At 73.2% G+C, this 23,326-nt stretch carries 12 protein-coding genes; 10 read left to right on the plus strand and 2 right to left on the minus strand.

Annotated features, from left to right (window positions below):
- Nucleotides 1-36: 36 nt before the first annotated feature.
- The 7 genes from H4281_RS35030 (at nt 37) to H4281_RS35060 (ending at nt 6,733) form a co-directional block, all read left to right on the plus strand.
- Nucleotides 37-1,692 carry a hypothetical protein gene (locus tag H4281_RS35030; RefSeq protein ID WP_182895148.1) on the plus strand — a complete coding sequence of 552 codons (1,656 nt, stop codon included), beginning with the start codon at nt 37-39 and terminating at the stop codon, nt 1,690-1,692.
- Nucleotides 1,693-1,726: 34 nt separating this feature from the next.
- A complete protein-coding gene (locus H4281_RS35035) occupies nt 1,727-2,131 on the plus strand; it encodes a DUF6389 family protein (protein ID WP_312872237.1) in 405 nt (134 codons plus the stop codon).
- Nucleotides 2,128-2,550, plus strand: a complete 423-nt coding sequence (locus H4281_RS35040) for a hypothetical protein (RefSeq protein ID WP_182895149.1) — start codon at nt 2,128-2,130, stop codon at nt 2,548-2,550. Before H4281_RS35035 ends, H4281_RS35040 begins: the two co-directional genes overlap by 4 nt.
- Before the next feature lie 78 nt (nt 2,551-2,628).
- Nucleotides 2,629-3,033, plus strand: coding sequence for a hypothetical protein (locus H4281_RS35045; protein WP_182895150.1), 405 nt, complete (start codon nt 2,629-2,631; stop codon nt 3,031-3,033).
- 498 nt (nt 3,034-3,531) lie between these two features.
- Nucleotides 3,532-4,551, plus strand: a complete 1,020-nt coding sequence (locus H4281_RS35050; RefSeq protein WP_182895151.1) for a streptomycin biosynthesis protein — start codon at nt 3,532-3,534, stop codon at nt 4,549-4,551.
- Between the two features lie 94 nt (nt 4,552-4,645).
- Nucleotides 4,646-5,944, plus strand: a complete 1,299-nt coding sequence (locus tag H4281_RS35055) for an acyltransferase domain-containing protein (protein ID WP_182895152.1) — start codon at nt 4,646-4,648, stop codon at nt 5,942-5,944.
- Between the two features lie 24 nt (nt 5,945-5,968).
- Entirely contained in the window at nt 5,969-6,733 is a 765-nt protein-coding gene (locus tag H4281_RS35060; protein ID WP_182895153.1) for a thioesterase II family protein, read from the plus strand.
- 13 nt (nt 6,734-6,746) lie between these two features.
- On the opposite strand, the gene H4281_RS35065 is transcribed toward H4281_RS35060, so the two are convergent.
- Both H4281_RS35065 and H4281_RS35070 read right to left on the minus strand, forming a co-directional pair.
- Entirely contained in the window at nt 6,747-8,429 is a 1,683-nt protein-coding gene (locus tag H4281_RS35065) for a non-ribosomal peptide synthetase (protein ID WP_182895154.1), read from the minus strand.
- Nucleotides 8,426-9,667, minus strand: a complete 1,242-nt coding sequence (locus tag H4281_RS35070) for an ATP-grasp domain-containing protein (protein WP_182895155.1) — start codon at nt 9,665-9,667, stop codon at nt 8,426-8,428. The genes H4281_RS35065 and H4281_RS35070 overlap by 4 nt, the downstream gene beginning before the upstream one ends.
- A gap of 150 nt (nt 9,668-9,817) precedes the next feature.
- On the opposite strand from H4281_RS35070, the gene H4281_RS46860 reads away from it, so the two are divergent.
- The 3 genes from H4281_RS46860 to H4281_RS35085 all read left to right on the plus strand — a co-directional run bounded on the left by H4281_RS46860 (nt 9,818) and on the right by H4281_RS35085 (nt 23,292).
- Entirely contained in the window at nt 9,818-10,300 is a 483-nt protein-coding gene (locus tag H4281_RS46860; RefSeq protein ID WP_182895156.1) for a transposase, read from the plus strand.
- Nucleotides 10,301-10,549: 249 nt separating this feature from the next.
- Nucleotides 10,550-11,776, plus strand: coding sequence for an aminotransferase class V-fold PLP-dependent enzyme (locus H4281_RS35080; RefSeq protein WP_182895157.1), 1,227 nt, complete (start codon nt 10,550-10,552; stop codon nt 11,774-11,776).
- 17 nt (nt 11,777-11,793) lie between these two features.
- Nucleotides 11,794-23,292: a non-ribosomal peptide synthetase/type I polyketide synthase gene (locus H4281_RS35085; RefSeq protein ID WP_182895158.1), complete on the plus strand. Its 11,499-nt coding sequence runs from the start codon at nt 11,794-11,796 to the stop codon at nt 23,290-23,292.
- Nucleotides 23,293-23,326 lie beyond the last annotated feature (34 nt).

Raw genomic sequence — 23,326 nt, forward strand, 5'->3', positions numbered from 1 at the left:
ACTGATCAGTCGAACGAATCCCCGGATGGGAAGCGCATGTCGACAGAAAATGATCTCCACTTCGCCGAATCTGATGTCGTGGTGCGCGAAAAGCGACGGCGGGTGCCGTGGCCGCTGCTGACCGTGACCGCCGTTGTCGTGCTGGGCTTGTACTCCTGGTGGCTCGGCCCGGTCGCGCTGGTGGCGCCATGGGATAATTTCATCCTGCTGGACGGCGGTTACCGGATCGCGCAAGGGCAGGTGCCCGGAACAGATTTCTCTAATGCCATCGGCCCGCTCGTCTATGTGCTCGCTTCGCTCGGCATGCAGATGCAGGCGGTACCGTCATTTGCCGCAGTGGCCTACGGCTGTTTGCTGTTTCTTCCGATCGCGACGGTGCTCGCCGGATATGTCGCGCACCGGCGGTTGCCCGGCGGGTACGCGACCGGGTTTACCGTATTCATGGCTTTGCTCGTCATTTCCGTCCGGCCGCCGGGGTACTCTCCGGGCACGACGACGTACGCGATGCTCTACAACAAGTTCGGCTGGCTGCTTTACTCCGCGCTTTTGCTCGCTGTATCAGTCCCTCCGCGCACCCGGCGCCCGCTGGCCGACGGCGCCGCGATCGGCCTGATGCTCGGTTTGCTCGCCTACGACAAGGCCAACTTCTTCCTGATGGGCGTGCTCGCTGTCGTCCTCGGACTGGTCCTGCGGACCCTCGCCGCCCGCGCGCTAGCCGGTGCGGCCGGCGGATTCGCGCTGGTCGTCGTGGTGTTCTGGCTGGGTTTCGGGATCGGCCCAGCCGGCTACGCGGGCGACGTCGCGACGGCGTTCGCCGCGCAGGGCGCCGGGAAGCGGCTCGGCCTGCTGCTGCGCAGCATCGCCTACAACGCGCCAGTCGGGGCGCTCGCTTTGCTCGTCGTCGCCGGTCTTTTCTGGCTCGCCCGGCGGCGCGGAGAACCGGCCCGGCCGTGGCGGCTGCTCGTGCTCACCCTGTTCGTGCTCGGCTCGAGCGTGGTCATTTCCGCTGCCGACAGCCCGGAGAAGTCCGACCTCGCCGCGCTCGCCGTCATCCCGCTCGTGCTGGTGGCGGCGCTGAAACCGGAGTTGCCGCGCTGGAGTGGAGGAGACGGCCGGCGCCGGATGCCGGTGCCGCTGCTCGCCGGGCTCGTCCTGCTGCTCGTCGCGACGACCGCGCCGATAGCCGGGAAAGACGCGTTGGCGCTCGGCATCAGCGCGGCCCGCCGGGAGGTCGTCGCGGCGCCGCCGCCGTCGCAACGGATTGCCAGCCCGCATCTCGGCGACTTCGTCGTCCCGGCGGACGCGACGTGGCAGACCGCCTACCGCACCGCGTCCGCGGTCCCGTCGATGCTCGACGACGGCCTCGCGTTGCTGCGCCGCCACATCCGGCCCGGCGACCGCGTGGTCAGCATGTCCTTGGCCAACCCCTTCGCCTTCGCGCTCGACCTGACGCCGGCGACCGGCGGCCCGCTCTGGTGGGACCTGGGGATCAGCTTCGACGAGCGCACGCACCCGGCGGCCGAGCAGGTCTTCGGGGAAGCGCAGTGGGTCATGGTGCCCAAGCTGCGGCCCGGGCAGGGTTGTTGCCAGGACACCGTCGAGGCGATGACCCGCGTCTACGGCGGTTACCTGGCGGACAATTTCCGGCTTGCCGAGTCCACAGAGGATTGGACGCTTTTGACGCGCAGTTGAACAGCTCTTGACCTTCGAGGCTAAGCTCCCTGTCGTGGACACGGGTGGCTACCGGGCCGCGGTGACCGGGATCCTCGGCTCCGCGTCGCACGAAACCTCCGCCCGGCTCGAGCAGTTCTGGGCCGCGGCGCGCGCGGACGGCGTCGAGGGCGTCGTGATCGATGTCTTCGTCGACCAGGACGGCGAGGGCCCGTTCGACGTCTGGGCCCGGTTCGAGGGACGCGACGCGTTCGCGCTCGACCGCCGGTTCGGCGACGAGCGGCATCTTTTCGGTGTGGCGTGGGGCGAAGACGGCTGGGAGCCTGGCGTTCCGCCGCGGCCGAGCGGGTGGACGCGCGACGACCTCGAAGCTGCCGTCGTCGAGGTGGTGGCGCAGTGGATCACGCCGCTCGTCCCGGCCGGAGCGCCCGAGGGCTTCTGGCGGATCGGGTCCCCGTGAGCGCGCGATCGCCGGGAAGCCTGTCGTTCCGGACCGTCTACGGCGACCCGGCGATTCCGACGGCCGTGATTTCCGAGCTGACCCGGCTCAAGGCCGGCTTGCGTCCGCTGGACTGGCAGTTCGGCTACGACCTGTTCGTGACCGTCGGCGGCGACCTCACTGTCGTCACCGAGCCGACCGCCCTGCTCAGCCCTCGGGTGATGCTCGCCGAACGCAGGGCGAGCGGCGAGCTGCGCCTCAACAGCGACGACGTCCTGCGGACGACGGACCCGGCGGCCCTGTTGCGGCCGGCGGTGCATGACGCGCTCGGCGAACTCGTCACGCGGGCAGCTCGGCGGGTCCCCGGATTCGACGCGGAGTCCGAGCGTGCCCGCTTCGCTTTTCTCCGAAGCTCCGCCGTGGAGCGAACGCCGTCGTGACGCGCCCGGACATCGTGACCTACGACGGTCTTCCGGCCGGCGCGGACGCACCGGGAATGGCGCGTCCGCGAGGACAGCGTGGACGCCGTCCTCACCGCACTCGACGATGCCGAGCCGGACGCCGTCACCCGATACGGCCGGTCCGCGGCCTGCCTGGTGCTGAACGCTCCCGTGCGGCTCGTCGACCCGGCCGGCCGCGAACCGTACGCCGGAGTGTCCGAAGAGGACACCGGCCGGTTCGCGGTCGACGGATACGGCCGGACGCTCGGCGCCTCCCGAGTGCGGGCGACGATCGGGTCCGCCGCTTCCTCGCTGTCGCTGTGGCTTTCGTTCCCGGCCGACGACCGCCTGAGCGCCGCGGCCGCGCAGGTGCAGAAGCACGCACCAGTGCGTCTCGCGGCGAAACACTGGCGACGCTGGACGCCGGGCCGGGACGAAGCCGGCTACCGGTCGGGCAAGATCCCGTCGCCGGTCGCTCGGTGAGCAGCTTCGGCGGGAAATGCTCTTTTCGAGCGAAATCGCGTCTTCCGGTGAATTGACGCACCGAGCGGAGAGTAATTCCGCAAAGGGGCTCGTGCGGAAATAAGAACGATGGTCGGCGGCAGGCCGCCGGAATGGCTGGCGAGACGCGGCAGCTGTCTGTTCGCCGGGCTTGACAGACTCCGCTATCGTTCGCCGCGAACCGCTGCCGCTCCGCCGGAGGGCGTGCGAGCGCAGGGCAAAGCTGCCTTTTCCGCTGGTGCCGGTGTTCAACTGGTTGCCCCGGACCGCCCGAACGGACGAGTTGTTTGCCGCCGGTTGCGGTGAAGAGTTTGCCGTTGCTAGGGTCATCTTGTTGGTTAAGGCCGAAATGCCCGGGAAGAACTGGGGTCGTTTCCGAGCGCGTTTCGCTGTCCGGCCTCCGCAATCGCGGAGCAGGCCCGGGTCCGTCCGATCCCTCGTTCTTCTTTTCCGCTGTCCGAATATCGTGAGGGAGCGCTGATGGTGCAGCCGGGTCGTCCGCCGCGGGACGGCATGCGCGGCGAGTCCGGGGCGTGCGCGGACTGGGCGCGGGCCGAACTGGAAGGCTGCCCGGTCGAACAGGTCGCGGTGGCCGGGCTTTCCGTGTCGGGATGGGTGCGCGGCGGGGGCGGGGACGACGCCCACGTCGGCCTGCTCGCGGAAACCGAGGCGGACCTGCCGCCGATCGTCGTGCACGTGCCGTCGATGCGCGTCGTCGACGGGGTGCACCGCGTGCGCGCCGCGGCGGCCCGGGGCCGTGCGAGCGTCGCCGCGGTGCTGTACGCGGGCAGCGCGGCGGACGCTTTCGTGCTGTCGGTGTGGCTGAACCGCGTGCACGGGCTGCCGCTGGACCGCGTCGACCGGCGCGCGGCGGCGGAGCGGATCCTTGTCTCGCACGGACATTGGTCGGACCGCAGGATCGCGGCGGCGGTCGGATTGGCCGCGGGAACGGTGGCCGGTCTGCGCGGCCGTTCGACTGGCCAGAATGATCAGTTGGACAGACGGGTGGGCCGCGACGGCCGGGGCCGCCCGGTGAACGCCGCGGCGGGCCGCCGGCTCGCCGGGAAACTGCTGACCGAGGAGCCGGGCGCGTCGCTGCGCTCGGTGGCCCGGCGCGCCGGGGTTTCCCCGGCCACGGTGCAGGACGTGCGGCGGCGGCTGAGCGCCGGGGACGATCCGGTGCCCGCGCAGCGCCGCGGTTCGCCGCCGCCGCGCCGGGTCCAGTCCTGGGCGGTCTCGGCCGCGGAGCTGCGCCGGGCGCTGGAGCAGATGAAACGGGATCCCGCGCTGCGGTTGAGCGAATCCGGCCGGGCGCTGCTGCGGTGGCTGGACCGGCACGCCGCGGGCATCGCCGAATGGGGCCAGCTCGTGCAGGCGGTGCCGAGCCACTGCCGCGCGCTGGTGGCGGAATTCGCCAGGGTGTACGCGGCGGCCTGGGCGGATCTGGCCGGTTCGCTGGAGAACAGCGGCGCGGCCGGGCTCGAGACCGCCCGGGGCTAGGGAATGCGGTGCCGCAGGTGATTCCGTTCTCGAGGACCGCACTGGCGCGCTGGCGGCCGGACGCGGGACCGCTGGGGGTTAGGGGAAAAATGTGATGCTGCATCTGATTCCGGTGAGCGGAGCCACTGCCGAGGACCTCGAGGACCGCACCGTCGCGCTGGCCGCCGAACTGGAGACCGCCGCGGGCGGGCTCGCCGCGGTGGCCAAGGCGATGCCGCTGGATCCGGCGCACCGCCACCGGCGCTGTGTGCTCGCCTACGACACCGCGCACGCGCTGGCCACGGTCCGGGACCGGGACACGCGCTGGCTGCTGACCCGGTCGCCGTCCGGCAGCGAACCGGCGGCGGCCGGGACGCCGTCGGTCGCCGTGCTGTTCGCCGGGTTCGGCAAGCTGTCGGTGGTGCGCGGGTCGGATCTGTACGACCGGCTCGGCCGGTTCCGCGCGGTGGCCGACCGGCTCGGCGAGCTCCTCGTGGCCGAGTTCGGCGTGGACCCCCGGCAGGCGATGTTCGCCCCGGCGGGCGATCCGCGGTCGGCGGAGTACGAGGAGCTGCTGCGCCGCAACACGATCGGGCATCCGGCGCTGTTCGTGCTGGAGTACGCGCTGCTGCGGGTGTGGCGGGACTGGGGCGTCGAACCGGCGGCGATGCTGTCGCACAGTCTCGGCGAGTACGTCGCCGCCACGGTCGCCGGGGTGCTGGAGGCCGAGGACGCGCTGCGGCTGATCGTGCGCCGCGCGCTGATGGTCGACGAGCTGCCGCAGGGCCGGATGCTCGCGGTCTCGCTGTCCAGGGAAGAGCTGGAACCCTATCTGCGCGAAGGGCTTTGGCTCGCCGCGACGAACGGGCCCGACGTGAGCATCGCCGCCGGCGGCACCGCCGACACCGAGGAACTGCGCGCCCGGCTGGCCGCCGACGGCATCCGCTGCGGGATGCTCGACACCACCCACGCCTTCCACACGCCGAAACTCGAGCCGGTCCGCCCGCGCCTGGTCGAGGCGGCCGCGTCGATGACGAGGAAGCCGCCGCGGCTGCGGTACGTCTCGTGCCTGACCGGCACCCGGCTGAACCCGCGCCAGGCCACCGATCCCGAGCACTGGGGACGGCACATGTGCTCGCCGGTGCTGTTCGCCGAGGGGCTGCGCGCGCTGTGGCGCCGTCCGCCCGGCGCGGTGCTGGAGATCGGGCCCGAACAGACCGCGCTGAACATGGCCACCCGTTTCCTCGCGGCGAGCGGAGCCGAACCCGCGCCCGTGGTGGCGTCGCTGGCGCCGTCGCCGTACTGGGAATCCCACACCGACAGCCTGCTGGCCGCCGCCGCCCGGCTGTGGCTGGAAGGCGTCCCGGTGAACTGGGACGCGATCCGGTCCGACCGGGCCGCGGCGGAGAACTGACACCTCTGGACAGGAGCGCACGGCATGGCCGGAACGACCCGCAATCCCTGGACGCTCACGCCGCAGCCGAGGCCCGGCGCGGCGCTGCGGCTGATCTGCCTGCCGCACGCGGGCGGCGGCGCGGCGGCCTACCGGGACTGGCCGGGCTGCTTCAGCAGCGACGTCGAAGTCACCCTGGTGCAGCTGCCCGGCCGCGAGAACCGGATGTTCGAGACCCCGCACTCCCGGATGGACACCCTGGTCCCGGAGCTGGCCGAGCAGCTCGGCCCGCTCACCGCGGACCGGTACGCGCTGTTCGGGCACAGCATGGGCGCGCTCGTCGCGTTCGAACTGAGCAGGCGCCTCGCGGCGGACCGGCGGCCGGAGGTGCTGATCGTGTCCGGGCACCACGCCCCGCACCTGGAGCGCACCGGCCCGCACCGGCACGCGCTGTCGGAGGCCGAACTCGTCGCCGCGCTGCACGAACTGGGCGGGCTGTCGCCGGAGGTGCTCGAGAACCCCGAGTACCTGAAGCTGGTGCTGCCCACGGTTCGCGCCGATCTGGCGGTGGTGGAGGAGTACAGCTGGCCGGGCGGGGAACCGCTGGACCACGACCTGGTCGCGCTGGGCGGGGCGGAGGACCGGATGGTGCCGCCCGCCGACCTGCGCGCGTGGGAGCGGCACACGACGGGACGGTTCAGCCACCGGGTTTTTCCGGGCGGGCATTTCTTTTTGCAGGAGCACCTGGCCGACGTGGTCGACGAGGTGCGGCGTGCGCTTGTTCCGGGGGAGCGGCGGGTGGCGCGGTAGCGTGCCGTGCTGGTCAGTGTTCTTCCAGTGAACGGGCCAGTTCGCCTGCGGTTTCGGCCAGCAGGAGGTCCGCGAGTGCGATCGGGAGTCCGGTGGCGCGCCGCAGTTCTGCGGCGACGCGGTTCATCCGCAGCGAATCGCCGCCGAGTTCGAAGAAGTTGTCGTCCATGCCGACCGCGTCCACGCCCAGCACCGCCTGCCAGGTCTCGGCGACCAGCTTCTCGGCCGGGGTGACCGGCGCCGGGCCCGTCTCGGCGGACGGCTCGCCGGGCACCGGCAGCGCCGCGACGTCGACCTTTCCGTTGGGGGACAACGGCAACGCCGGAAGCCGCAGCACCGACGACGGCACCAGGTAGGCGGGCACCCGCTCGGCCAGCCATGTCCGGAGCGCGCTGAGGTCGGCCTCGTCCCGCTCGGGCACCACGTACGCGAGCAGCCGGGAGCCGCCCGCCTCGTCCGGTACGCCGACCGCGGCGGCGGCGCGGACGTCGGGGTGCTCGCCGAGGACGGCTTCCAGTTCGCCGGGTTCCACCCGGAAGCCGCGGATCTTCACCTGCCGGTCGGCCCGGCCGCGGAACTCCAGCGCGCCGCCGGGCAGACGCCGCACCAGGTCGCCGGTGCGGTAGCGGCGCGTGCCGTCCGGGCCCGCGACGAACCGGGCAGCCGTCGCGCCCGGCCGGGCGTGGTAGCCGCGGGCCAGGTTCGGGCCGCTCACGTACAGCTGCCCGGTTTCCCCGTCCGGCACCGGGGCCAGCCGGTCGTCCAGGACGTGTGCGGCGACCCCGGCGAGCGGCCGCCCGATCGGCATCGTGGACCGGCCGTCCGCGGCCAGTGCGCCGAGGCCGGGCTGGAGGGTCGCGAAGGTGGTGCACTCGGTCGGCCCGTATCCGTTGACGAGCACCGTTTCCGGCGCGAGCGCGGCGGCTTGGCGGACGACGTCGGCGCGCACGGTGTCCCCGCCGGAGAACAGCAGGCGCAACCCGGCCGGCAGGCGCTTCTCCGCGGTCACCAGTTCGTGGAACAGCCCCGCGGTGAGCCAGGCGACGCTGACCTCGGCTCGCTCCATGAACTCCAGCAGGTCGCTGGTGCCGAGCGCGCCGGGCGGTGCGACGGCGAGCGTGGCGCCGCGGGCGAGGGCGCCCCAGATCTCGAAGGTGGAGGCGTCGAAGGCGAGCGGCGCGTACTGCATCACCCGGTCGCCCGGCTCGATGCCGAGCCCCGGCTGGGTCACCAGGTTCGCCACCGCCTCGTGGGTGGCCGCCACGCCCTTGGGCGTCCCGGTGGACCCCGAGGTGTAGACCAGGTACGCGGGATTGCCCGGGAGCGGAGCCTCGGGCAGTGCGGTGTCCACTGTGGAGTCGAGATCGGCGGTGCCGGCGAGGACGAGCCGGGCCCCGGAATCGGCGATCGTCCGGGCGCGGTGCGCGTCCGGGTGGCCGGGATCCAGCGGGACGTAGAAGCCGCCGCATTTCAGCACGGCGAGCATCAGGAGCACGGCTTCCGCACTGCGCGGCACCTGGAGCGCGACCGGGGTTTCGCGACGCACGCCCAGCGCGGCCAGCGCGGCCGCCAGCTCGTCGGAGCGGGCTTTCAGCGCGGCGTAGGTGAGCGTGCCGCCGGGGTGGTGCAGGGCGATCGCGTCGGGTGTGACCGCGGCCTGGCGGTCGACGAGTTCGGGCACGGTGCTGCCGGTCATCGGGCCACCTCCGGTTCGGCCGCCGGGCGAAGGGATTCGCCGACGAGCTGGCTGAGGAAACGCAACTGGGCGTGGTCGGCCACGGCGCCGTACACCGTGCCGACCCGGCTGCTCGCGCCGGTCGCGACGGCGGGCAGCACGCGGGGCAGGTCGGCGAGGTCGACCTTGCTCACGCCGGGCAGGGCGCGGACGGCGGCCGCGCCGCTGATCCGCCGCACCACCCTCGTTCCGTCCGGCGCCAGCACGAAATGCTGGAAGGACACCCGGTCCCAGCGCGGCCGGTCCGGGACGCCGGCGGCGCCGAGCGCGGCCAGCAGGGCGAGCCGGACCAGGTCGGGGCCTCCGGCGCGGCGGACCAGATCGGCCACGTGCCCGCCGAGCCGTCCGTTGACCTCGATCAGCCGGGGGCCGTCGGCGGTCAGCTTGATCTCGGTGTGCGTCAGGCCGTGCCGGAAGCCGAGCGCGGCGAGCGCGCGCCGGGTCAGGTCTTCGGTCTCGGCCCGCAGGTCGCCGGGAAGGTCCGCCGGGACGAACATGCCTGTCTCGCGGAAGCCCGCGGCGAGCGGGAGTTTCCCGGTGACCGCGAGCGGAACCGTGACGCCGCCGGAGGTCAGCGACTCCACGCTGACGTAGTCGCCCCACCCGCCGAGCGGTTCGCCCTGGAGGAATTCCTCCAGCACCAACCGGTCTTCGGGACCGGCGAGCAGCCGCCGGGCCCGTTCCCCGCCTTCGCCGGCCGAGGTGACGAGCGAGGTGTTCCGGCTGGACCCGCCGACCGCCGGCTTGAGCACCGCGGGCAGGCCGACTACGGCGAGCGCGGCGTCGAAATCGTCCGGCGCGTCGACGCGGGCGATGCGGGTGGCGTCCACCCCGGCCGCGGCGAACGCGGCCCGCTGGGCGGCCTTGTCGGTCAGGAGCTCCGCGGTTTTCCGGTCCTGGTAAGGAAGTCCGAGCGCCTCGGCGAGTCCGGCGGTGCGGCGGAGCTGGTACTCGGCGAAGGTGACGATCCCGGCCGTGTCCCGGCGGCGCAGTTCCGCGGCGGTGCGCCGCAGGTCCCAGCCGGTGGTGTCGAGGGTTTCGCCGAGGTCCGCGAGCAGCCCGGCCACCTCGGCCGGATGCTCGTCGGCCCGGTCGTAGACGAAAACCGGGGTGCACACGCCCCGCGCGGCGCGCAGCACGTCGGCGGGACCGGCCGAGCCGAGGTCGTAGACGACCGCGACCCTCGGCGGTGCGGGCATAGTTCGCTCCCGGAGTGCTTTTCGGGGGGATTTTCGCGCCCCGACTCTATCGGCGGCCCCGGGTTCTTGTCATCGACGGCGAATCGCGGGAAATAGCTGCGCAATGAACGCGATTGCCCGATCGGCGGGCGCGGTGCGATGGTCTTTTTCATGGCCGATGCGTTGATGCGGAGAGTGGTTCCCGACGAGTTGTGGGAATTGGTGGAACCGGTGTTGCCGAAAGCCCCGAAACGTCCGCAGGGCGGCGGCCGGGCCCGCGCCGAGTCGCGCCGGGTGTTCGCCGCGGTGGCGCTGGTGCTCAGCGGAGAGACGTCGTGGCGGGCGGTGCCGCCGTCGCTCGGGGTCGCCGTGCCGACCGCGCACCGCTGGTTCGCGCGGTGGACCGAAGCCGGGGTGTGGGAGCGGCTCGCGTTCGCCGCGCAAACCCGGGAAATCGACCCTGAGCTGGACGAATGGCTCACCTTCCTGGTCGAGGCGGCGACCGCGAGGGCCGGCGCGGCCGACCGGCGGAGCATGTCCGCGATGGCCGCGGGAACGCGGGTCGAGGCACCGGTGCGGCTGCCCGGCCAGGTCCGGCGCGAGGATGTCCAACCGAGACGGCGCGATTCCGGGCCGGTCCGCGTCGCGGTCTGATCCGACCTGCGGAAATGCGCGGGAGACAATCGCGGCGACGCTGTCTCGGACCGGTGTTCGAGGCTGCTTGCCCCCGCGCTTTCCGGTGGTACTGTCGAACTCGTCCGGCGATCGGAAACTGATTGCCGGAATATGTTCCGCGACCGGTCCGGCCGCGTCCGTTTCTTTTCCGGCGCGCCATTGCGGATCCGGTTTTCCCCTGCTTGCGGCACTGATATCTCGGAGGTTGCTGGCGTGTGCGGCGGTCGGATGGAGCTAGCCGATCCGGAGGCGGTCGGCGGCGCGGCGCGCTTCGACATCGCGCGGGCGCGGGCGGAGACCGCCGGCTGCGGCGGGGTGATCCATCTGAACAACGCGGGTTCGGCGCTGATGCCGGGGCCGGTGCTGGACCGGGTGGTCGGGCACCTGGAACTGGAGGCGCGGATCGGCGGGTACGAGGCCGCCGAACTGGCCGAGGCGGAGGTGTCCGGCGTCTACGAGTCGGCGGGAGCCCTGCTCGGCTGCCTGCCGTCGGAGGTCGCGCTCACCGAGAACGCCTCGCGCGCCTGGCAGGCCGCGGTGCAGGCGGTCCCGCTGGCGGCGGGGGACCGGATCGTGGTCGGCGCGGCCGAGTACGTGAGCAATCACCTGGTGCTGCAAGCGGTCCGCGAGGCGACCGGGGCCACCGTCACCGTGGTCCCGGACGACGAGCACGGCCGGTTCGACGTCGAATTCTTCCGCGGCGTGCTCGACGAGCGCACGAAACTGGTGGCGCTGACCCACGTTCCGGTCTACGGCGGCCCGGTGAACCCGGTGCGCGAGGTCGGCGGGCTGCTCCGCGACGCACCGGCGTTCTATCTCGTCGACGCGTGCCAGACAGCCGGGCAGCTGCGGCTGGACGTGGCGGCCATCGGCTGCGACCTGCTGACCGCGGCGGGCCGCAAGTACCTGCGGGGCCCGCGCGGCACCGGGCTGCTCTACGTGAACTCGGCGCGGATGCCCGAACTGCGCGGAGCCTGCCTGGACACGCGCGGCCTGCGCTGGTCGGGCAACGGCGAGGTCAGCGCGCGCCAGGACGCGCGGCTGTTCGAGAGCTGGGAGGCCAGCTTCGCGATCCGGCTCGGGCTCGGCGCCGCCATCGACTACGCGCTCGCCTGGGGTCTCGACGCGATCTGGGAACGGATCCGGCTGCTGTCGGCGCGGCTGACCGAACGTCTCGGCTACGTGCCGGGCGTGCTGCTGCCGGACAACGCGGCCGTGGCGCCGAGCGGGCTGGTCCGGTTCCGGCTGCCGGGGGCCGACCCGCACCGCATCCGCCGGGAACTGCGCCGGGGCGGCGTGAACGTGTCGGTGTCCGAGCGCGAGCTGGCCCCGCTGGATCCCGCGCAGCGCCGGGAAACCGCGCAGCTGCGCGCCTCGGTCCATTACTACAACACCGAAGACGAGATCGACCGCTTCGGCGACGCGCTCGAACTGCTGCTCAAAAAGGACGCCTGAGAACAGGGGAAGACTCGATGGAGCAAGGAACCGGGCTGGAGATCGCCGTGGTCGGCCTCGGCGGCAGGTTTCCCCAGGCCCCGGACGTCGCGCGGTTCTGGTCCCTGCTGTGCGACGGCGCCGAAGGCATCCGCGAACTGACCGAGGACGAGCTTCGCGGGTCCGGTGTGGACAGTGCGGAAGCCGCGGCGGCCGGGTACGTGCGCGCGGCCGCGGTGGTCGAGGGCGAGGACCGGTTCGACGCCGGCTACTTCGGCTGCACCCCGCGCGAAGCGGCGCTGCTCGACCCGCAGCAGCGGCTGTTCCTGGAGTGCGCGGCCGAGGCGCTGCAGTCGGCCGGGCACGACCCGGAGCAGGAACCGGGCGCCATCGGCGTGTTCGCCTCGGTCAGCGTCAACGAGTACGGCTTGCGCAACGTCTATCCGCACCGCGGTCTGGACGACGTGGTCGGCTACCTGCAGAAGCTGCTGGCCAATGACAAGGACTTCATCGCCAGCCGCACCGCGTACAAGCTCGGCCTCCGCGGACCCGCGGTGACCGTGCAGACCGCGTGCTCCAGTTCGCTGGTCGCGATCCACCTTGCCTGCCAGTCGCTGCTGGCCGGGGAGAGCGATCTGGTGCTGGCCGGCGGGGCCACGGTGCGGGTGCCGCAGCGGATCGGGTACCACGGCGGGGAGAACGGCATCGCCTCGCCGGACGGGCACTGCCGCCCGTTCGACAAGCTCGCGGCGGGCACGGTTCCCGGCAACGGCGCCGGGGTGGTGGTGCTGCGCCGGCTGCAGGACGCGCTCGACGACGGCGACCCGGTCCGCGCGGTGATCCGCGGTTCGGCGATCAACAACGACGGTGCGGCGAAAATCGGCTACACCGCGCCGAGCGTGACCGGGCAGGCGGAGGTGATCCGCGCCGCGCTGGCCGCCGCCGAGGTGCATCCGGACACCGTCGGCATGGTCGAGGCGCACGGCACGGCGACCCCGCTGGGCGACCCGATCGAGGTCGCCGCGCTGACCCAGGCCTACCGCTCGGCGGGAGCCGCGGGCGAACGGTACTGCGCGCTGGGCTCGCTCAAGGGCAACGTCGGCCATCTCGATTCCGCGGCGGGCGTGGCCGGGGTGATCAAGGCGGTGCTGGCGGTCGAGGCGGGCCTGATCCCGCCGAGCCCGCATTTCGCCGAGCCGAACCCGGAGATCGATTTCGCCCGCAGCCCGTTCTACGTCAGCACGGACCTGCACGAGTTCCCCGGCGACGGCCCGCGCCGGGCCGCGGTCAGCTCGTTCGGCATCGGCGGCACGAACGCGCACCTGCTGCTGGAGCAGCCGCCCGCCAAGGCGGAGCACAAGCGGGTGCGCGCGGCCGAAACGATCGTGGTTTCGGCGCGGTCGGCCGCCGCGTTGCAGCGGTCCGCCGAGCGCCTCGCCGACCACTTGGCGGCCCGCGAGGGGACGAATCTGGCCGACGTCGCGCACACGCTGCAGACCGGCCGCACGGCGATGGCGCACCGCCGGGCCTTCAGCGCGCACGACGTCGAGGAGGCGGTGCGTGCGCTGCGGGATCCCGAGGCGGGCGCCACCGCCGAAGCCGGTGAAGGCACCGCCCCGGTGGCTCTGCTGTTTCCCGGACAGGGCAGCCAATACGCCGGCATGGGCAGCGGACTGCACGCCGAGGAGCCAGCGTTCCGCGAGGCGCTGGACGACTGCGCGAGCCTGCTGGACTTCGACCTGCGCGCGCTGCTGTTCACCACGGGTGACGAAGCGGCGGAACGCTTGGCGCGCACGGAATTCACCCAGCCCGCGTTGTTCGCCGTGCAGTACGCGGTGGCGCGGTTGTGGGAGTCGCGGGGAGTGCGGCCCGCCGCGATGCTCGGGCACAGCATCGGCGAGTTCGTCGCGGCTCATCTGGCCGGGGTGTTCAGCCTCGAAGACGCGGTGCGGCTGGTGGTCCGGCGCGGCGAGCTGGTGCAGCGGATGCCCGGCGGGGCGATGCTCGCGACCCGGCTTCCCGCGGTCGAACTGGCCGCCCTGCTCGACGGCGAGGTAGCGCTGGCGGCGGACAACGGCCCGGCCGATTCGGTCGCGTCCGGTCCGGTGGCGGCCGTCGAGGCCCTGCGGGACCGGCTGGCCGAGCGCGGGGTGCGCACCCGGTTCCTGCGCACGGCGCACGGGTTCCACTCCTCGCTGGTGGACCCGGTGCTCGGCGAGTTCCGCGCCGCCTTCGACGGCGTCGTGCTGCACGCGCCGCGGATTCCATACGTCACCAACGTGACCGGCACCTGGGTCCGGCCGGAGGAGGCGACCGATCCCGCGCACTGGGTCCGGCACCTGCGGGGCACGGTCCGGTTCGCCGAAGGCGTCCGCACGCTGCGCGAGGAGGTCGGCGGCGTGCTGCTCGAAGCCGGGCCGCGGCGGACGCTCAGCTCGCTGGCCGCCGCGCAGACCGGAGCCGAAGGCGTCGTCCCCACGCTGCCCGCCGCCGATCCGGCCACCGAGGGCGCCCAGCTGGCCGCGGCCACCGGTGCGGTGTGGGCCGGGGGAGTGCCGGTCGACTGGGCGGGGCTTCGCGGGGCGGAACGCCGGTCCCGCGTCGAACTGCCCGCCTATCCGTTCGAACGGCGGCGGTACTGGATCGACCCTCCCGCCGACGACGGCGCGCGGGCAGCGGGCCCGCGGATCCGGACCTGGGAATCGGGTGCCTCGCCCGCTGAAGGCGGACCGTTCCTGCTGCTCGCCGAACCGGACCACCCGCTGGCCGCCGAACTCGGAAACGCCGCAGCAGCAATGAATCCGGACGACGTCGAGGCCGCCGCACGCGAGCACGGCCCGCTGCGGCTGGTGACCTCTCAGGAACCGGACCGCTTCGAACACTTGGTCTCCGCCGGGCTGCTCACCGGCATCACCGTGCTCGCCCAGGGCGGGCTGGCGGTGGAAAGCGCCGATCGCGCGAAGGAGTTCGCGGTCACGGTGGCTGCCGTCGGAGCGTACCGGGTGGTGGACGTGGACCGGCTCCCGGCCGGTGGCCGCCGGAGGGCCGCGGTAATGCGCTCGGTGCTCGCCGACGCTTCGTCGGTCGAAGGGCCGGAGGTCGTGGCGTATCGCGGAGAGCGGCGTTACGTGCCGGGGCTTCGGCCGGTGGACAGTGGCGGGCAGGGCTGGCTGCGTGCGGGGAGCACCTTCGCGGTGGCTGGCGCGCGCGGGCCGCTCGCCGATGCACTTGCTGATGTCGCGGTTCGTCCCGCCGCTGAACTGGGTGCCGCGGACGGTGTGCTGTTCGAAGGCGGCCCGGCCGGGGACGTCGAGCGGATCGGGCGCGAACTGCTCGAGTCCGCCGTCCGGCTGAACGCGGAAACCGTGCTGCTGGTGCTGCCGTGCACCACCGGCCAGGAGCGGGTTTTCGCGCGCCGCCTCGGCATGTTCGCCGCAGAAGCCGACGTGGACTGGGTCGTGCTGGAGTGGGACGGCGAGCCGCGGCCTGGCGAATGGGCCGCGGCACTGGCCGCCACCCGTGCGACGACGCTGAGCGCGGCTGCCCCCGCCTCGGCGTGGGTCGACACGGGGGACACCGAGGAAACCCCGGTGGAAACGCCGCCGCGGACCGCTGTCGAGGAGCAGGTCGCCGGGGTGATGGCGAACCTGCTCGGCGTGCCGGATGTCGGGCTGCGCAAGGACTTCTTCGCCCTCGGCGGGCATTCGCTGCTCGCCACCCAGCTGGCCGCCCAGCTCGCCGGCCGCTTCGGCGTCGAGCTTTCGGTGCGGGACCTGCTCGCCGAACCGACCGTGGCGGGCATCGCCGCGGCGCTCGACGGGCTGCGCGCGGCACCGGCCGCGCAGGCCCTCCCGGAACTGCGCCCGACGCCCGCCGACGGCCCCGCCCCGGCGTCGTCGACCCAGGAAAGCCTGTGGTTCCTTCAGGAACTCGATCCCGGCAGCGCGTTCTACGTGATGGCCAACGACGTCTGGCTGACCGGCGAACTCGACACCGGCGCCCTGCGCGCGGCCTTGGCCGAACTGGTCCGCCGCCACGAAACGCTGCGCACCGCGATGCCGCTCGCCGACGGCCGCCCGGTGCAGGTGGTCGGCCCGCCGCGCGAGCAGCCGCTGCCGGAGCTGGATCTGTCCGGTGCGGACGATCCGGAAGCCGAGGCCGCGCGGATCGCCGCCGGATTCTGCCGCGAGCCGTTCGACCTGCGCGCCGGGGACTTCCTGCGGACGCGGCTGCTGCGCCTGTCGCCGACGCGGCACGTGCTGCTGGTCTCGACCCACCACATCGTCTCCGACTACTGGTCCAGCGGCCTGCTCTTCCACGAGATCTTCCGGCTGTACGAGTCCTTCGCCGCCGGTCGCGCGCCGGAGCTGCCCGAGCTGGCCGTGCAGTACCGCGACTACGCGCGCTGGCAGGCCGCCGTGCACGAGGGCCGGTACCTGGACGACCAGATCGCCTACTGGAAGCAACGGCTGGCCGGGGCCGCGCCGCTGCTCGAACTGCCCGCCGACCGGCCGCGTCCCGCGGTGCAGAGCCGCCGCGGCGGCTGGCAGGAGTTCTCGCTGAGCCCGGCCGCCGCCGACCGGCTCAAGGAACTCGGCCGGGAGACCGGCGCGGCGCCGTTCATGGTGCTGCTGGCCGCGCTGAAAGCCGTGCTGCACCGCTACACCGGGCGCGAGGACCTGCTCGTCGGCACGTTCAACGCCAACCGCACCAAGGCCGAGCTCGAACCGGTGATCGGCCTGTTCGCCAACACGCTGGTGCTGCGCACCGAGGTCGGCGGCGAGCTGAGCTTCCGCGAGCTGCTGGCCAGGGTGCGCGACACCTGCCTCGGCGCCTACCAGCACCAGGACGTGCCCTTCGAACGGCTGGTCGACGAGATCGCGCCCGGCCGCGACCTCAGCAGCAACCCGCTGTTCCAGGTGATGCTGGTGCTCGAATCCGCGCCGGTGGGCGAGATCGGGGCGAGCGGGCTGGAGGTGGACGTCCGCGCGCTGGACAACCGCACCGCCAAGTTCGACCTGCTGTTCATCGTCTTCCCGGGCGAGGACCGCGGCGCCTTCCACGGTCTCGTCGAGTACAACGCCGACCTGTTCGACCCCGGAACCGTCGAGCGGATGGCCGGGCACTTCACCACCTTGCTCGCCGCCGCCGTCGAAGCGCCGGACACCCCGGTCGGCCGCCTGCCGCTGATCCAGGCGGGCGAGCGGGCCCTGCTCTCGCGCTGGGCCGGGAACCCGGACCCCGAGCCCGCCGGAGAAACCCTCGTCGACCTCTTCGAACGCGAGGCCGCGGCGAACCCCGCACGGCCCGCCGTGCGCACCGCGGACACCACGCTTTCCTACGGCGCGCTGGACGAATCGGCCAACCGGCTCGCCCGGCGGCTGGCCGAACTCGGCGCCGGGCCGGAAGCGCCGGTCGCGGTCTGCCTGCCGCGCGACGAGCGCCTGGTGGCGACCCTGCTCGCGGTGCTCAAGGCCGGATCCGCCTACGTGCCGCTGGACCCGGCCTACCCGGCCGAGCGGCTGGCCTTCATGCTCGCCGACTCCGGCGCCTCCGTCGTGGTCGCGACCGAGGCGGACGCGGCGGCGCTGGCCGGTTCTCCCGCGTATGTGCTCCGCCTCGACGATCCCGCCGAAGCCGCCGGGATCGCCGGGCACGCGGCGACTCCGCCGCAGCGGCGGCTGACCTGCCGTTCGGCGGCCTACCTGCTCTACACCTCCGGCTCGACCGGACGGCCGAAGGGCGCGATCACCGAGCACGGCGGCCTGCGGGTGCTGCTGGACTGGGGCCGCGGCCTGTTCTCCGACGAGCTGCTCGCCGGCATGCTGGCCTCGTCCTCGGTCTGCTTCGACTCGTCGGTGTGGGAGCTGTTCCTCCCGCTGAGCCACGGCGGCTGCGTGGTGCTGGCGGAGAACGTGCTCGCGCTGCCGCGGCTGCCCGAGCAAGTGGCGGCGGCGGTCCGGATCGTCAACACCGTGCCGTCGGCCGCCGCGGAACTGGCCAGGACCGGCGGGATCCCGCGCGGGGTCGAGGCGGTCAGCATGGCTGGGGAAGCCCTGCCGAACGCCGTGGCCGCCGACCTGCACCGGCTGCCGGGCGTGCGCCGGGTGCTCAACCTGTACGGGCTGACCGAAGCCAGCGTCTACTCGACCTTCGCGGACCTGCCGGGCGGACCGGCGGACGGCAACGCGACCATCGGCGCTCCGGTGCCGGGTGTTCGCGTCTTCGTGCTGGACGAGCGGCTGGAGCCAGTGCCGCTCGGCGTGCCGGGAGAGCTGTACGTGGCGGGACCGGGCGTCGCGCGCGGCTACCACGACCGGCCCGCGCTGACCGCCGAGCGGTTCCTGCCGGACCCCTCCGGCACGCCGGGATCGCGCATGTTCCGCACCCGCGACCTGGCGCGCTGGCGGCCGGACGGCACGCTGGAATTTCTCGGCCGCGCCGACCACCAGGTCAAGGTCCGCGGGTTCCGGATCGAGCTCGGCGAGGTCGAAGCCGCCCTGCGCGGCCGGGCCGGGGTGCTCGAAGCCGCGGTCACGACAACGACCGAACGCGGCGGCACCCAGCTGGCCGGTTTCTACGTGCCGGACGGGGAAGATCCCGGCGAGGACGCGATCCGCGCCGCCTTGCGCGAGATCCTGCCCGAGTACATGGTGCCCGCGCACCTGCGCCGCCTCGCCGCGCTGCCCCGCACGCCGAACGGCAAGTTCGACCGCGGCGCACTGCCCTCGGTGTCCGCTCGGAGCGACGGTCCGCGCGGCGCCGCGCGGACCGCCGCCGAAGAGGTGGTCAGCGGGATCTGGGCGAAGGTGCTCGGGGCGGGCGAGGCCGGCCCGGAGGACAACTTCTTCGCGCTCGGCGGCGATTCGCTGCGGAGCCTGCGCGTGCTGGGCCTGCTGCGGGAGCGGGGATTCGCCCTCGAACTGCAGGACCTGTTCCGCTGCCAGACCGTCGCCGAGCTGGCCGCCGCGCTCGAACACGGCGGCCAGGTCCCGGAGCCGACCGCGCCGTTCGACCTGGTGTCCGGAACCGACCGTGCGCTGCTGCCGGACGGCCTCGCCGACGCCTACCCGATGGCCGCGGCGCAGGCGGGGACGCTCTACCACAGCACGATCGACCCGAACACGCCGATCTACCACGACCTGATCGGCTACCACGTCCGCGCGCCCTACGACGAGCAGGCACTGCGCGGCTCGCTGGCCGCGGTGGTCCGCAGGCATCCGGCGCTGCGCACCTCGTTCGACCTCGTCGCGTACAGCGAGCCGATGCAGCTGGTCTGGGGCAGGGCCGAACTGCCGCTCGAGTTCGGCGATCTGCGCGAACTCGCCGCCGCCGAGCAGGAATCGCGGATCGAGGCGTGGCTGGAGGAGGAAAAGACCCGCGGCTTCGACTGGACTCGCGCGCCGCTGGCCCGGATCAGGGTGTTCCGCCGGGCGGCGGACCGCTTCACGGTCGTGGTCAGCTTCCACCATTCGATCCTCGACGGCTGGAGCATCTCGACGCTGTTCGGCCACTGGCTGAGCGACTACCGGCGCCGGCTGCGAGGCGAGCCCGGCGGGCTGGACGAGCGGGACGCCGGCGCCTACCGGGAGTTCGTCGCGCTGGAGCGCCGCGCCGCGCGCGACCCGCAGCAGCGGGATTACTGGTACCGCAAGACCAGCGCGCTGCCGTCGCTGCGGCTGCCGGAGACCGCGGGCACGGTCGCCGGGCCGCGGGGCGCGGCACGGCAGTACGTGCTCGACGGCGGGGTCGCCGACCGGCTGCGGGAGGCCATGCGCGCCGAAGGGCTCACGGTCAAGTACGCCTGCCTCGCCGCGCACCTGTGGGTGCTCGGGCAGGTGACCGGGCACGCCGAGGTCTACACCGCGCTCGCCGCGAACGGACGGCCGCCGCAGCCGGGCGTCGCCGAGGAATGCGGGCTGTTCGTCAATGGCGCGCTCGTGCGCACCACACTCGCCGACGGCAGCTGGACCGATCTCGCGCGCACGGTGTTCGACGCCGAATGCGAGCTGATGCCCTACCGGCACTTCCCGTACGCCGAGGTGCACCAGCTCGCCGGGCCGGGCCTGGTCGTGGAGACGGGGGCGAACTTCGTCCGCTATCTCGCCTACGAATCCTTGGCGGACAACGAAGACGTGCACGTGCTCGACTCGACCCTGTTCGAGGAGACGGAATTCCCGTACGCGGTCTACTTCGTCGCGGACCCGCAGAACGCCGAAATCCTCATCCGGGTCCAGTACGACGGGCACCGCTTCGGCCCCGACTGGATCGACGAGGTCGCCGGGCAGTACCTCGCGGCGCTGGAACGGTTCGCCGCCGATCCTTCGGCCCGGTACGGAAAGCCGGCCGGGTTGACCGACCGGGTGGCGCAGCGGTTCGGCCTGCCGCCGGGCGGGATCGAGCGGATCAGCGCGTTCACCCCGGTGCAGCGCGACCTGTATCTCGAACACGCGGCCCGGCCCGACGTCGGCGCGTTCATCCCGGCCTTTTCGCTGGATCTCGGACCGGACGGGGACGCCGAGCGGTGGCGTGCCGCGGTGCGGTCGGTCACCGCGGCCGAGGAGCTGATGCGCTCCGCGCCAGTGCTGCTCGACGGGGAACCGGCGCTTGCCGTGCTCGCACCGTCCGAAGCGGACTGTCCGCTGCTCGACGTGCGCGAGGCGGCCGAGCAGCCGTACGGCCTGCTCGACGCGATTCCCGAGCACGCGCAACGGCCCTACGCCCCGGAGGGCGAGCCGCTGATCCGGCATCTGCTGGTGCGGGACGAGCACGGGCATCTGCAAGCGGTCGTCGGCGCGCACCACGCGGTGATCGACGGGCCGTCGGTGCCGCTGATGTTCCGGCGGCTGGTCGACGCCTACCGCGGCGTCGCGGCGGAACGGGACGGCGCGGAGTCGTTCCTCGACCGTGTGCCCGAGATCGCCGCGCGGTTCGACCGCCCGGAAACGCTGGACTACTGGCGCGGCCTGGCCGCCGGTTCGGCGGCGCTGGAGATCCCGCCGGTGCCCGAGGGCGACGGCCGGGCGGTGCTGCGGCCGATGGCTTCGCTGGAAGGCGAGGACCTGGCCGCCCTTCGCGGCTGGTGCGAGGCCAACGGGCAGCGGCTGCCCGGTTTCCTGCTCGCGTTGTTCGCCGTCTTCGCCGGACGGCATTCGGCGGGGGACGACGACTACTTCGTCTACACGCTCGCCGGCGGCCGTCCGCCGGAGCAGGCCGGTTCCCTCGGCTGCTATCTGCACGTCCTGCCGGTGCACGTGCCGCGGCCGGGGCCGGCGGAATCGGCGGCCGAGTACGCCGCGCGCTTCCGGCAGCGGCGGCGGGACGCCCGCGGACACGAGGCAGTGTCCGCGTTCCAGCAGCGCCGGATCCTGCCCGAGGACAACCTCCGGTTCGTCTTCAACTTCCTGCCCGCGAACCTGGTCGCGAAGGTCGGCGGGGACATCGGGTACGCCACCTACGAGGACGTGCCCTTCGACGAGGCGCATCTGACCCTGCGCGAGTACGAGGACCACGTCGAGCTGCTCTTCCAGTGCGCGCCGGAGCTGTTGTGGGGCGAGCATTTCGCCGCCGAGTTCGCCCGGTTCGCGGTCGCCGCGGTGTCCGGCGGCCCGCTGTCGGCGGTGCCGTCGGTGCACGGCGAAGCGGAGGCATGGCTGAAGCGGGTCAGCGCCGGCGCCGTCGGCGAACCGGGCTGGGACACGGTGCTGGAGTGGGTCGAGCACACGGCGGCAGCGCAGCCGGACACCGTGGTGCTGTCCGAAGGGGACCGGCAGTTCACCCACCGCGAACTGGGCGAGCAGGCGAACCGGCTGGCCAGGGAACTGGCCGCGCTGGGCGCCGGGCCGGACGAGGTGGTCGCCGTCGCGGTGCCGCGCTCGGCCGAGCTGGTGGTCTCGCTGCTGGCTGTCGTCAAGACCGGGGCCGCGTTCCTGCCGGTCGACCCGGAACTGCCCGCCGAGCGGACGGCGATGATGATCGGCGACGCCGGCGTGCGGCTGGGCGTCACGGTCGTCGGCGCCCTGCCGGTCCTGCCGGAGTCGAACTGGCTGGTCCTCGACGACGACGCCACCGCGGCACGGCTCGCCGAATCGCCTTCGCACGGCCTGAAACCGGAGATCTCCGCCCGCACGCCGATGTATGTGCTGTTCACCTCGGGGTCCACGGGCAGGCCGAAGGGCGTGGTGGTCGAGCACGGCGGCGTGGTGAACCGGCTGCGGTGGATGCAGGACGAATTCGCGCTGACCGGCTCCGATGTCGTGGCGCAGAAGACGCCCGCCGGATTCGACGTGTCGGTGTGGGAGTTCTTCTGGCCACTGGTCGCCGGTGCGCGGCTGGAGGTGCTGCCGCCTGGTGCCCACCGCGATCCCGGTCAGCTGGTGAAGGTCGTCCGCGCGGCGGGAGTCTCGGTGCTGCACTTCGTGCCGTCGATGCTGAGCGTGTTCGCCGAAGACCCCGAAGCGCCGGAATGCACGACCGTGCGCGACATCGTGTGCAGCGGCGAGGTTCTGCCGGGTGCGCTGCGGGACCGGGTGGCCGCTGTGCTGCCGGGAGCGCGGCTGCACAACCTGTACGGGCCGACCGAGGCTTCGATCGACGTGACGCGCTGGGCGTGCGCGGAGGATTCCGGGCCGTCGGTGCCGATCGGCCGGACCGTGCCGAACACCCGGCTGCACGTGGTCGACGCGGCGGGCGGGCTGGCGCCGCCGGGGGTGGCGGGCGAATTGTGCATCGGCGGGGTGCAGGTGGCCCGCGGGTACGCCGGCCGGCCGGGGCTGACCGCCGAGCGGTTCGTGCCGGATCCCTGGGGCCCGGCCGGGTCCCGGATGTACCGCACCGGGGACCGCTGCCGGTGGCGCGCGGACGGCGCGCTCGACTACCTCGGCCGCGACGACGGCCAGCTGAAGATCCGGGGCCAGCGCGTGGAACTGGGCGAGATCGAGGCTGTGCTGGCGCGGCACGAGGGCGTGCGGGAGGCGGTGGTCCGGGCCCGCGACGGCGGTCGCGGCGAAGGCGACGTGCTGCTCGACGCCTACCTGGTGCCGTCCGGCTCCGGACTGTCCACAGAGGACGTCCGGGCGCGGGCGAGGGCAGTGCTTCCGGGCTACATGATCCCGGCGACCTGGACCGTGCTGGACACGCTGCCGGTCACCGCGAACGGGAAGCTGGACCACCGTGCCCTGCCCGCTCCGGCCGACGCCGCCGGAACCTCGGCCTCGGCGGTGCCCGCGACGGAACTGGAGAAGGCCATCGCGGCGGTGTGGGCGGAGACGCTGGGCCGTCCGGTGCCCGGGGTCACGGACAACTTCTTCGACCTGGGCGGCCATTCCTTGCTGCTGCTGCGGGTGCACGCCCGGCTCCAGCGGGCGCTCGGCAGGCCGCTGCGGATCGTGGACCTCTTCAGCCATCCGACAGTGCGCGCGCTCGCCGCGCATCTCGGCGGCGCGGACGGCGGCGAACCCGTCGCGCCGAGGGCGGGCAGGCGGCGGGCCGCCGCCGAACTGCGGCAGAAACGCCTCGGGGCCAGGGGCGCGCGGTGAACGAGACGAACGACTTCCGAGACGGTCAGGTGAG

Origin of the sequence: Amycolatopsis dendrobii (genome assembly GCF_014145675.1) — a bacterium.
GTDB classification, from domain to species: domain Bacteria; phylum Actinomycetota; class Actinomycetes; order Mycobacteriales; family Pseudonocardiaceae; genus Amycolatopsis; species Amycolatopsis dendrobii.